This window comes from Enterococcus sp. DIV1411a (assembly GCF_050531945.1).
Lineage (GTDB): Bacteria > Bacillota > Bacilli > Lactobacillales > Enterococcaceae > Enterococcus_B > Enterococcus_B faecium.
Genome location: NZ_CP172892.1, coordinates 2094656 through 2107558 on the forward strand (window position 1 = coordinate 2094656; position 12903 = coordinate 2107558).

Annotated in this window: 10 protein-coding genes; 3 read left to right on the forward strand and 7 right to left on the reverse strand. The window is 38.8% G+C overall.

The window, feature by feature from the left end:
• Positions 1–74: 74 nt before the first annotated feature.
• Positions 75–1247: an IS256-like element IS1542 family transposase gene (locus IGJ87_RS10170; protein WP_002323245.1), complete on the reverse strand. Its 1173-nt coding sequence runs from the start codon at positions 1245–1247 to the stop codon at positions 75–77.
• A gap of 315 nt (positions 1248–1562) precedes the next feature.
• Here IGJ87_RS10170 and IGJ87_RS10175 point away from each other — a divergent pair, with 315 nt between their 5' ends.
• Positions 1563–2882 carry an IS1380-like element IS1678 family transposase gene (locus tag IGJ87_RS10175; protein WP_000202380.1) on the forward strand — a complete coding sequence of 440 codons (1320 nt, stop codon included), beginning with the start codon at positions 1563–1565 and terminating at the stop codon, positions 2880–2882.
• 465 nt (positions 2883–3347) lie between these two features.
• Here IGJ87_RS10175 and IGJ87_RS10180 read toward each other — a convergent pair whose 3' ends face one another.
• The 6 genes from IGJ87_RS10180 to IGJ87_RS10205 all read right to left on the reverse strand — a co-directional run bounded on the left by IGJ87_RS10180 (position 3348) and on the right by IGJ87_RS10205 (position 9925).
• The gene (locus tag IGJ87_RS10180; protein ID WP_002287807.1) at positions 3348–5075 is read right to left on the reverse strand and encodes an ABC transporter permease/substrate binding protein; all 1728 of its coding nucleotides are present in this window, start codon (positions 5073–5075) and stop codon (positions 3348–3350) included.
• Positions 5068–6261 (reverse strand): quaternary amine ABC transporter ATP-binding protein, encoded by a 1194-nt coding sequence (locus IGJ87_RS10185; protein ID WP_002287805.1) that lies wholly within the window; start codon positions 6259–6261, stop codon positions 5068–5070. The genes IGJ87_RS10180 and IGJ87_RS10185 overlap by 8 nt, the downstream gene beginning before the upstream one ends.
• Positions 6262–6448: 187 nt before the next feature.
• Positions 6449–7093: a GntR family transcriptional regulator gene (locus IGJ87_RS10190; RefSeq protein WP_002287801.1), complete on the reverse strand. Its 645-nt coding sequence runs from the start codon at positions 7091–7093 to the stop codon at positions 6449–6451.
• Between the two features lie 93 nt (positions 7094–7186).
• Entirely contained in the window at positions 7187–7321 is a 135-nt protein-coding gene (locus tag IGJ87_RS10195; RefSeq protein ID WP_002290587.1) for a hypothetical protein, read from the reverse strand.
• 1 nt (position 7322) lies between these two features.
• A complete protein-coding gene (gene feoB / locus IGJ87_RS10200; RefSeq protein WP_002287799.1) occupies positions 7323–9455 on the reverse strand; it encodes a ferrous iron transport protein B in 2133 nt (710 codons plus the stop codon).
• A complete protein-coding gene (locus IGJ87_RS10205; RefSeq protein WP_002287797.1) occupies positions 9452–9925 on the reverse strand; it encodes a FeoA family protein in 474 nt (157 codons plus the stop codon). Before IGJ87_RS10205 ends, feoB begins: the two co-directional genes overlap by 4 nt.
• A 400-nt stretch (positions 9926–10325) precedes the next feature.
• Here IGJ87_RS10205 and nrdH point away from each other — a divergent pair, with 400 nt between their 5' ends.
• Positions 10326–10550 carry a glutaredoxin-like protein NrdH gene (gene nrdH / locus IGJ87_RS10210; protein WP_002287795.1) on the forward strand — a complete coding sequence of 75 codons (225 nt, stop codon included), beginning with the start codon at positions 10326–10328 and terminating at the stop codon, positions 10548–10550.
• Positions 10551–10708: 158 nt separating this feature from the next.
• Positions 10709–12868, forward strand: a complete 2160-nt coding sequence (nrdE, locus tag IGJ87_RS10215; protein ID WP_002287793.1) for a class 1b ribonucleoside-diphosphate reductase subunit alpha — start codon at positions 10709–10711, stop codon at positions 12866–12868.
• Positions 12869–12903 lie beyond the last annotated feature (35 nt).

Here is a 12903-nt window from a genome sequence, read left to right on the forward strand (position 1 = left end):
AAAACAATTCCTTCTTGAAACGTAGTCAAGTCCATAATCCTGTGTAAAATACTATACAATGTTTTACCGGTCTCTCATTGATCAAACTTAATATATTTTCTTGTAGAACTGAGCCATTCGTCATGAAGGTCCATAAGGACAGCTCCAATTAATCGATTGGCAGACGTTCGGTTGGGAAAAATCCGAATAATCTTTTCTCTTCTGCGGACTTCCTGGTTCAGTCGTTCAAGAAGGTTGGTGCTTTTTAGCCGATTATGACTATTTCCGATAACCGTGTATTGAAAGGCATCTTCGAAGCCATTATCCAATATTTCGCAGGCTTTTGTATATTTAGGCTGGTCGATATATTCACCGACTAAGGCATTCTTAGCTGTTCGAGCGAGTTCAATATCCGTAAACTTAAAGATCGCTTTTACTGCTTCTCTAAACGGTTTTGAATTCTTTTTTGGAATGGAACTGAAGATGTTTCTTAAAAAATGGACCTGGCATCTCTGCCAACTTGCGTTGGTAAATGACTTACGAATCGCAGACACTAGGCCTTTATGGGCATCAGAAATGATGAGTTCTGTCCCCTTTAGGCCGCGTTCTTTTAAGTATTCAAAGAAGATGGACCATGTGTCATCACTTTCTTCATTTTGAATCATGAAGCCAATGATTTCACGGTCGCCACCTTCTGTTATCCCGATCGCAATATGGCAGCTTTTAGAAAGCACTCGATGGTCCTCACGGACTTTTATGTAGAGAACATCAGTCATCAGATAAGGATAATTCGTACCTGAGAGTGAACGGTTCTGCCATTCGTTGACCATCGGGTCTAACTGCTCAGTCAGGCTAGAAACAAAAGATTTCGATACAGATTTTCCACATAGCTCTTCAACAATCTTTGAAACTTTACGTGTCGAAACGCCCGAAACATACATCTCAAGCATTGAAGCGAGCAGTGCCTTTTCATTTCGCTGATAACGCTCAAACACCGTCGGTGAAAATTCACCATCACGTGTTCTAGGCACTTTTAATTCGAGTGTACCCACACGAGTCGTAAAGTCTCGCTCATAATAGCCATTTCTTTGACTCTGACGACTTTCTGAACGTTCATAGTCATCGGCTTGAATATATTCTGTTCGTTGATTTTCCATCAATTGGTTGAAAACAGTGGTTAAAATATTTTTAGAAACATCATCTTTTACCGAATGTTCAATAATACTTTGAACCTCTTCGTTGTTCAGTGTAAAATGTACTTGGGTCATGTAACGTCCTCCTGGGTATGTTTTTGTGGTTAAAAACATTGTACCGTAAAAGGGCTGTTACATGGCCTTTTATCTTTTACACAATTATATGGACTTTATCTGAAACGTAGCAAAATAATTCCTGAATAAGAATTTAATCACTTTTAAGTATATAAACTATCCTGAATAATTCATACTTTTAATTAAAACCATGTGAAACTGCCTCACGGCAGCTTACAATTACTTTTTCATCTTCACCCGTTAAGTGATGAAAAAAGAACCCCTTTCTGCTATGGTTAAAGTGACTAAACCAACCAAAAGAAAGGAGTTCTTTTCATGACTAGCTTACACAAAAACCAAGTAAAATTCAATTCAAATATCACTATTTCTCATACAGGTGGTCAATTATCGAGTGATTCGGGTCTCGTCCTAGTGAAAGAGCTGATGAACATCTTTGGTTTTTCTGAACTGGCTAAGCAACACATTCACATTGAAGACGAACGAGCGTATTTTACTCATGACAACTTATCCATACTTGAGCAGTTCATTATGCAATTAATTGCTGGTTACTCAGCTGATTCTGCAGCTAATCTCCTGAGACAAGATCCTGTGTTTAAAGCTGTTTTAGATAGGAAAGAACTCGCTTCTCAATCTTCACTTTCCCGATTTTTAGATCGACTATCTGAGGAGAATATCCATGAACTTCAAGCTTTGAACCAAGAACTTATCGATAAAGCACGCCTCATCCGTAATGATACGGAATTAATCATTGATTTAGATTCGACCCATTCAGATACATTTGGTCACCAAGAACAAACGAATTATAATACACACTACCAAACCTATGGTTACCATCCATTGGTAGCTTTTGACGGATTGACTGGTGACTTCTTAAAAGCTGAACTACGTTCAGGAAATCAATATACATCAAAAGGCGTAAAGGAGTTTCTCACACCTTTATTAGAGCACTATAATCACTCTCTACCAAACACTGACATCTTGGTTCGTGGAGACAGCGGGTTCGCTACACCTGGTGTGTATGATTCGTGTGAATCAAAAAAGAGTCATTATGTTATTCGACTGAAGAATAATCGTAGACTAGGTCAAATAGCTGAGAAATCAGTACTTTATGGCGATAATCAAAAGTGGGAAGAACGAGAAGTTCAGTACTTCTCGACCACTTATCAAGCACAATCCTGGTCACAAAGTCGTCGCGTGTGTATACGCTCAACACGTGAAGCGGGCGAACTACTCTTTCGACATGAATTTATCGTGACGAATCTATCAGAAAATGTTTCTCCTGATACCATCTTTTCTATCTATGCCAAACGTGGCACAATGGAGAACTTCATTAAAGAAGCGAAAGCTGGCTTTTACTTTGACAAAACAGACAGTCCTCGCTTTTTGGAGAATCATGTCCGAATGATGCTCAGCTTGATAGCTTACAACTTAGTCAACTTCTTAAGAACGATTGGCTTTGAAGAAGTCCAAAAGGGAATGACCATTCATTCTATTCGATTGAAGTTTCTGAAAGTTGCTGGGAAATTAGTCCAAACGGGTAGACGAGTCTATCTCAAATTATCTAGTTATCATGTGTATCAGAATGAATTCTACAGGGTCTTTGCTCGCCTGAGGCGAGCCAGTCAATGGATCTAATCCAACAATCTAACGATTTTTTTACTGGGAAGTTATCCAGGGAGAAGTATGCTCAAAATGCCTTACACCCAAAATTTATTCCTCAATATTTTTGAACAGTGAATGTTTGAAGTAACTTTTTAGTCAAAATCAGTTGATAGGGATATTAGTGATACATATTTCAATAAAATGTGCCAAAGAATTAAAGCTATGAATTATTCAGGACTATGTATATTCTTTAATATTTTTTGAGAATGCACTTCGTACATAATAAACTTTAATCACATTAGTCTTTCATACCTACGATCGATCTCTTTGACTCGCACCCATAAATTCATAATAGTTTGTCGGCGTCTTTGGACGTTTCGAAGATGAGCTACGCATTCTCTTTTTTTATAGACAAAAAAGATAGAGACGAACATGGAGCTTCCAAATTTGGATATTTGATCCAATTTTGGAAGCTCCATTTATTTCGTGTCTGTCTTTTTATTTTTTCCAGCTTTCGACTAATTCTTGGTTCTCTTTGATCCAGTCTTTTGCTGCTTGCTGTGGATCTTTTCCATTGTTGATTTCCAACATAACTTTTTCCATATCTTTTTCTGACCAATGGAAATTGTCTAATACTTTGTAAGCTTCTGGCTGGTCTTCTTTCAATCCTTTTCGAACCATCGTATGGATCTGCTCTTCGCTTCCCATTCCGTTTTCAGGATCTTCTAAGTATTTCAGATCATATTTGGCAAACATCCAATGAGGTGTCCATCCTGTAACTACAATTGGTTCGTGTTTTTTGATCGCTTGACCTAGTGCAACGGTCATTGCTCCTGAAGAAGATGTCTCTACTTTCCAGTCTTTCAAGTTGTCATATTTTTGGATCGTGTTTTCAGCAGCCGTAACTACACCAGCTCCTGGCTCGATTCCTATGATTTTCTTACCTGCCTGATCGGTTAACTCATCGATCGAATTTACATCCATGTAGGCTGGCACTGCTAAACCAACTTTTGCTCCTGTCAAATTGGCACCTAGGTCTTCGACTTGATCTTTATATTGTGCATATTGTGAACCATGAGTTTTAGGTAGCCAAGCTGAAACCATGGCATCTGACTCGCCATTTGAAACAGATTTCCACATGATTGAATTATCTAATGGCGTCATCGTTACATCATAGCCCATTTGTTTCAATACTTCACCGACTACATTTGTTGAAGCAACTTCTGTATCCCATTCAACATAAGATAAGTTGATACGTTTTGTTTCTTTGGCAGATGAAAAACTCCCTATACCAATCGCACCTAAGATCACTACTACTACAGCACCAATGATCAGTCCTTGACGTTTTTTACTTTTCTGTGTTGTTGCTCCTGCAGCTTTTTTATTGTTTGGCTGGTTCAAATGCTGTGTAAAACGGTCAATGATGATTGCTAAGATAACTAATGCAACCCCGTTGACAAATCCATTCCCGACTTGTGCTCTTTGCAATGCTGATAATACGCCGCGTCCTAAGCCGGGTGCACCGATCATAGAGGCAATAACGACCATTGAAAGTGACAGCATTGTTGTTTGATTGATCCCTGCCATGATCGTACTTTTAGCTAAAGGCAATTCTAGTTTGAATAGTTTTTGACGACTTGTGCTCCCGAATGAATCAGAAGCTTCTACTAATTCTTTAGGAACTTGTCGAATCCCTAAATTCGTAAAACGAACGGTTGGTGGCAGAGCAAAGATGACTGAGGCAAATACCCCTGGAACCATCCCGATACCGAAAAATGCAACTGCTGGAATCAAATAAACGAATCCTGGCATTGTCTGCATAAAGTCAAGGATCGGTTTGATAATACTTTGGGCTTTACTGCTTTTTGCCATCAAGATCCCTAATGGTACCCCAATGATGATCGAGATCACACTAGATAAAAGAACAAGTGTGACAGTATTCATCAAATCATTCCATAGACCTTGGTTATAAATAAACCATAGACCGATTAATGTGAACAACGTAAGTCCTGGACGTTTCTTAGAAATAAAGAAAGCTGCTACCGTCAATAACAAGATAAACAAAGGAGCTGGAATCACTAACAGTAAATTTGTAATCCCCGACATCACTGCCTGTCCAATCGTTTGTAAAAATGAAAATAGGCCAGAAAAAGTTGTCGTAAACCATTCTGTGATATTTTCTACCCAGTTTGCCACTGGTAATTGATAGTTCAATAGATTATTCATGTTCACTCACCTCGCTTGTTTCTGCTAATGCTTCAATCACACTACCTCGGATGACGACACCTTTTAATTTTCCATCCTCTACAACTGCAAGTGGAGTCGGTGAGTCATAAATAATATTGAAAATATCACTTACCACCATGTCTTTCCCAATCACCGTCACATTTTCATCTAGGAAGTCGATCAATGGACGTTTTTGCTTCCTAGCTTCTAACGCTTGATCTGCAGTGATGATCCCTTTCAGGTGTCTCTTTCTGTCAACAGCCATCAGCATGCTGACTTCTTCATTACGCATCCTTGTCAATGCAACGTTTGGTCCATCAGATTCGATATTCGTCGTCAATGCAGGTACCATGATGTTTTGAGCCGTAAGCACTTTGGAACGATCGACTTCTTCCACAAATTCACGTACATAATCATTTGCTGGATTGGTCAATATTTCTTCACCTGTTCCGATCTGCATGATTTCGCCGTCTTTCATCAAGGCGATTCTGTCCCCAATTCGTAAAGCTTCATTCAAATCATGGGTAATGAAAATAATCGTTTTTTGAACATTGGCTTGCAGGTCCAGTAATTCGTCTTGCATTTCTCGCCGGATCAGCGGATCAAGAGCCGAGAACGCTTCGTCCATCAGCAAGATCTCAGGATCATTTGCTAAAGCTCTGGCTAGGCCAACCCGTTGTTGCATCCCACCAGATAACTGACTAGGATATTGGTCTTTAAATGAAAGCAAACTAGAATTTTCTAATGCTTTTTCTGCTTTTTCTTGTCGTTCTTCTTTAGGTACACCACGGACTTCTAACCCGTATTCTGTATTTTCCAAGATCGTTCGATGTGGAAACAGACCGAAGTTTTGGAAAACCATATTGATTTTATGACGACGGACTTCTCGCAATTCTTCTTTGCTTAACTTCGATACATCTTCTCCATCAATATAGATACTGCCCGAAGTTGGCTCAATCAGACGATTCAATAGACGGATCAATGTGGATTTCCCACTCCCGGAAAGCCCCATGATCACGAAGATTTCTCCTTCTTTTACGTCAAAATTCACGTCATACACACCAACCGTTGCACCGGTTTTCTTTAAAATCTCCGTTTTCGGCTGGTGATCATTCATCATATCTAAAGCGGCTTGTGTCTTTTTACCAAATATCTTTGTTAAATGTTTTACTTCTACTTTTACCAAACAAATTCTCCTTTTTTATGTAAATTCATTTTTCTTTCTGAAAAAAGTGACCACACTATGTTAACATCATGTAGTCACTTTGTCAAAAATGAAAGAAATTTGCTTGTCCAAACTGAAAAAAAACTTGGCTAAATCTTTGTAAATAAAAGGTTTAGCCAAGTTAATATTTTTTTAATATTTCACACAATCATTCTGCAAGCTGATGCTCCGGGTAAAAAAAGTTTGTCATACGCTGTAGTGTATATTCATTTCCAATAAAATGAACGATGTCCCCTGCCGTAAATTTAGCATAGGGGCCAGGTGAAACAAGCAGTTCTTCATTATGAGAAATTGCGATAACTGTGGCGCCAGTCGCCTGCCAGATATTCAACTCGCTAATTGAACGGTCCAGATGCATTGCTTTTTCTGATAAAGATAATTCAAACGGAAGTAAAGGATTCATCTTATGTATTCGCTTCGTTTGATTGACCAGCTGATCCAATAATTGAGAAAAATGATTCAGCTCATCTTGTTGCTTCTCCACACTTGCCATGATTTCTGCTTTTGTATCTTGGATGGATTGTACATCTTGATATTGCAATAGGAAATCTTTTGCTTTTTCCTTCGAAGCAACAAATGCCCCACTTCCATGCCGTACTTCCATGATTCCAAGATCTACCAGCACATTGATAGCCTTGCGGGTAGTCTCAGGAGAAGCATTGTACGTACTGGCAAGTGTTGAGCGGGCATGGATCTTCTCACCCACTTTATATCGGTTTTCAACGATACGTTCGGCTAAATCAACAGCAATCTGCTGGTAGCGCGGGCGGACGATTTTTTTCTTTCCAGACATTTTCTTTCCTCTTTCTTTTTTTACTTTCCCTCATCTTACTATGCTCTAGCAAAATAAGCAAAAAAGGGGAGAATAGCCTCTTGCAACGACTGATCATCGCTTGATCTGTTCCTTTTTTACTGGGCAAGCTGTTTGACAGTCATCACAATTCTTACCGGATTTTAAACGAGTATAGACAATTGCGCCTGCACTTCCAAAGATTAACACACTTAATAAGAATGTCGCCATCCTATTCCTCTCCTTCTAATGACAATATAGTATAAAACTGGTTCTTGGATTTTGGCTGACGGAACAAAACATAAACGAGTCCTATCATCAGTAAAATAGCAAGATACGTCCCTAACGCTACCTGTCCACCCTCCAATAAGTGTCCCAACTGATAAATCACAAAACTAACTAAATAAGCTAAACCGCATTGATAGCCTATGGCGATCCAAGTCCATTTCTTGGCATTCATTTCCCGATGGATAGCCCCAATTGCCGCAAAACAAGGCGCACAAAGTAAATTGAAGGCTAACAATGAATAAGCTGCTGCGGGAGTATATGTGTGTTGTAGCACTTGCCAGATTTCTCTGCCATTTTCGGATACTTCCGCATGACCAAACAAAATACCAAATGTGCCAATAATATTTTCTTTAGCGACCAATCCTGTAATCGCTGCGACTGTTCCTTGCCAGTTTCCCCAACCAAGCGGCTGAAAAACAACTGCCAGGATTCGCCCGAAAAAGGCTAAGATACTTTGGTCTTCAGAAACAGGTTGAGCATAAAAATTATAAGAAGAGCTGAACCAGATCACGATACTAGAAACAAAGATAATCGTTCCTGCTTTTTTAACAAAAGACTTGCTGCGGTCATAGGTTTGTCTTAGGACCGCTGACCATTGAGGAAAATGATATGCGGGCAATTCCATGATAAAAGGAGCTGTATCTCCAGCAAACAAACGTGTTTTTTTCAAGCTGATTCCAGAGAAAATAATTGCAGTCATACCAAGAAAATAGGCAGAAGGAGCTACCCAAGATTGATGAGGAAAAAAGGCCCCTGCTACTAAGGCAATAATCGGCAACTTTGCAGAACAAGGCATGAAGGTTGTGACCATGATCGTCAAACGACGATCTTGCTCGTTTTCAATCGTGCGACTGGCCATGACGCCTGGCACTCCACATCCTGTAGCAATCAGCATAGGAATGAAGGATTTTCCTGAAAGACCGAATTTCCTGAAAAGTCGATCCATGACAAAAGCGATCCTCGCCATATATCCGCAGTCTTCCAGAAAGCTCAAGCATAAAAACAATATAATCAATTGCGGTAGAAATCCTAACACTGCTCCCACGCCTGCGATGATGCCGTTCAAGATCAGCTCCTGCATCCATCCCGCTACTTGCCATTCAGCTAACAATCTGCCAACATGTTCTGGTAACCATGTACCAAACAATGTGTCATTGATCCAATCTGTCCCCATTGTTCCTACTGTTTGAATAGCCAGATAATAGATCAGCCACATCACAAATGCGAAGATCGGCAAGGCTAACCAACGATTCGTTGCAATCTGATCGATTTTGTCACTCATCGATAATTGGAAAGAATCATTTGACACAACACAGAGTGTACATAGTTGGGTAATAAATTCATAACGTTCATTGACCAGAATCGTCTCACTATCGTCGTCCAATAGTTTCTCTGTTAACTGGATCAGTTGCTCGATCTCTTTTTGCTGAGAAACTGCTATCTCGTAATCCTCTCTTACCTTCTGATCTCGTTCAAAATATTTCATTGCATACCAGCGTTTCTTGCCGCTTTGTTCTCCTAGTACATCTTCAATTTCATGTAAAGCTGCTTCTAAACGTGGATCATATGTACAGGGAACAGGAATAGAAGGCCGCTTTTTTGCAGACTCCTGAATCTTTTCGATTAGTTTTTCGATTCCTTGCTTTTTCAATACGCTGATTGGTAAAACTGGTACACCAAGACCATAGGAAAGCTTTTCTAGATTGATTTTTTTTCCTTCTTTTTTGATGACATCCATCATATTCAGACCAATGATCATAGGAATGTCTAAATCCAATAACTGCGTAGTTAAATAAAGATTTCGTTCTAAATTGGTAGCATCAATAATGTTGATGATCAGTTCAGGCTGTTCCTGAACCAAATAATCTCTTGCAATCACTTCTTCTGGTGTATAAGGAGACAAAGAATAGATGCCGGGTAGGTCCTGAATATGAATGTTCGGATTTTTTTTCAACGATCCTTCTTTTTTTTCTACTGTTACGCCCGGCCAATTCCCTACATATTGATTCGAACCAGTCAAGAGATTGAACAAGCTAGTTTTCCCGCTGTTTGGATTTCCGACTAACGCGATATTCATTCTTTTTCCTCCCTTTGTATCAAGATTAGTTCGGCCTCTGACTTTCGTAACGTCAGTTCATACCCTCGCACTGTCAGTTCGATTGGATCTCCCAGAGGGGCTAGTTTTCGGATAACTATTTTTACATTTCGCGTCAATCCCATATCCATTAACCGTCGCTTCACTGCGCCTTGTCCGTGGATTGCTACGACGATCCCAGTCTCTCCTGCTTTTAATTGATCAAGAGAAGTCCAGCTTTCAGAGGAAGCAGTCTTTTTATTGACAAAGATTTGACCTAGTATTTCCCGACTTACTGCCACTCGATGACTTTTTACCAGTAAAATGGCATTGTTGCCTGATAAATTGACGACGACGATTTTACTTCCGGCAACGATCCCGATATTTTGCAAATGGCGTTTTGTTTTTTCTTCTGTTTCGATTCGTTCGACTTGATAAACGAAATTCTGCTTTGCCTGCGCTAAGGTCTGCATATTGATTCCTCTCTTGTGAAATAAATCATGTATTAAAATCATTCATTATATGTTCTAATTTTCTTACGTGTTACGCAAATAAATGAGAATCATTCTCACATAGAATACTCTCGGTAATTGAGAATGTCAATTATACTTGTGATATTATGAGCGAATCTTTAGTATTGATAGATAAAAATGAGAAAAAAATATTTCTTCATAGTTTTCCACAATTTTTTCTCTATTAAATTTGCTATTTTCCCACACGATACTTGTTTTCAGCTCTTTTTTCAAAAACACAAAACTTAGTATTCCACAGTTTCCACAACACAATATGTAGTGTTTGTTGTTTGACTTTTTTACTAAGAGTTTTATACTATCTATTATAGATAATAAGAATGTGTTAGAGGAGGCACTCACCATGAACGTAAAAATCTTTTCTAAAAATAATTGTATGCAATGTAAGATGGTCAAACGGTTTTTAACAGAAAATCAAATTGCTTTTGAAGAAGTCAATATCGATGAACAGCCTGAAGCAGTAGACTGGTTGAAAGCACAAGGATTCCAAAGTGTTCCTGTCATTACTTCTGATGCAGAAACAGTTATCGGATTCCGTCCTGATCAGTTGCGTAAACTTGCCAGCTAACATGACTAAAAGAATCAAAACGTGATACATGGATTTGAAGGGCTTGAGACAGCACCAGTTTTTGTCGCAAACTTCCAAATCCTTTTTTAAAGCTTAAAAACAATGCAATGATTTGCAATCAAGCATCATCAAATACGAAATGAAGGTTGGGCGTACGTATGAGTCTTAAAAATTTACAAGATGTCAGTTATTTCAAGCTGAATAATGAAATCAATCGGCCAGTCAATGGTCAAATCCCTTTGAATAAGGATAAAGAAGCTTTAGTTGCCTTTTTTGAGGAAAATGTCAAACCAAATACGATGACTTTTCCATCTATTATGGAAAAAATCAATTACTTGATCGATCAAGAATATATAGAAGCAGAATTCATTCAATTGTATTCACCATCATTTATTGAAAAGCTATATCAATTTTTGGACGAGCAACATTTTTCTTTCAAATCTTTTATGGCTGCTTACAAATTTTATTCTCAATATGCGTTGAAAACCAACGACGGTTCCGCTTATCTGGAAACTTATGAAGATCGAGTAGCCTTCAATGCGCTTTACTTTGCGAACGGGGATGAAGAATTAGCACTTGCTCTTGCAGACGAAATGATCCATCAACGATATCAGCCAGCTACACCTTCTTTCTTGAATGCTGGACGTAAACGTCGGGGCGAATTGGTGTCTTGTTTCTTGACTCAAGTCACTGACGATATGAACTCTATCGGGCGCTCAATCAACTCTGCTTTGCAATTGTCCCGTATTGGTGGCGGCGTAGGGATTACTTTATCAAATCTTCGTGAAGCCGGCGCTCCTATCAAAGGATATGAGGGTGCTGCAAGTGGTGTCGTTCCAGTCATGAAATTATTCGAAGATAGTTTCAGCTATTCTAATCAATTAGGTCAGCGTCAAGGAGCTGGCGTGGTTTATTTGAACGTTTTCCATCCAGACATTATTGCTTTCCTTTCAGCAAAAAAAGAAAATGCAGATGAAAAGATTCGCGTAAAAACTCTTTCTCTTGGCGTGATCGTACCTGATAAATTTTATGAATTGACACGTAAAAACGAAGATATGTATTTATTTAGTCCATATAGTGTCGAAAAAGAATATGGTGTCCCATTCTCTTATGTAAATATTACAGCTGAGTATGATCATCTAGTTGCAAATCCAAACATTCGCAAACAAAAAATCAAAGCGCGTGATCTTGAAAATGAAATCTCAAAATTACAACAAGAATCTGGCTATCCTTACGTAATCAATATTGATACAGCGAACCGCGAGAATCCAATCGATGGCAAGATCATCATGAGTAATTTATGTTCAGAGATTTTACAAGTTCAAACGCCTTCTGTGATTAACGGCAAACAGGAATATGAAGTATTAGGAACAGATATCTCATGTAACTTAGGCTCGACAAATATCGTGAATTTGATGCAAAGCCCTAACTTTGGTCAATCTGTGCGTACGATGACTCGTGCATTGACATTTATTACAGATGCATCTGATATCGATGTCGTACCACCGATCCAAAACGGAAATAAGCTGAATCATACGATTGGATTAGGTGCCATGGGCTTACACACTTATCTTGCAAAAGAACAAATGGAATATGGCTCAGAGGATTCATTAGACTTTACAAATATTTACTTCATGCTGTTGAATTATTGGACACTTGTTGAAAGCAACAATATCGCTCGTGAAAGAAAACAAGTTTTCCATAATTTTGAAAAATCAGCTTATGCTGACGGCACTTATTTCGAAAAATACGTAACTGGAGAATTCCAGCCAAAATCAGAAAAAGTCAAAGCATTGTTTGAAGGCATTTTTATCCCAACTGCTGAAGATTGGAATGCTTTGAAACAAGCAGTAATGAAAGATGGACTGTATCATCAAAATCGCTTGGCAGTAGCACCAAATGGCTCAATTTCATATATCAACGATACGAGTGCAAGTATTCATCCTATCACTCGCATGATCGAAGAACGCCAAGAGAAGAAAATCGGTAAAATTTATTACCCAGCGCCTTATCTATCCAATGAGACGATTCCGTATTACACTTCTGCTTATGATATGGACATGCGTAAAGTAATCGATGTTTATGCAACGGCACAACAACACGTCGATCAAGGCATGAGTTTGACTTTATTCATGCGTTCTGAAATCCCAGAAGGCATTTATGAATGGAAGACAACAACGAAGCAAACGACACGTGATTTGAATATTTTAAGACATTACGCTTTCCACAAAGGAATCAAATCCATTTATTACGTACGTACCTTTACTGATGATGCAGAAGAAATCGGAAGCAATCAATGTGAAAGCTGCGTGATCTAATATCATAGATAGATTCGCTTATTCATATTTTAATT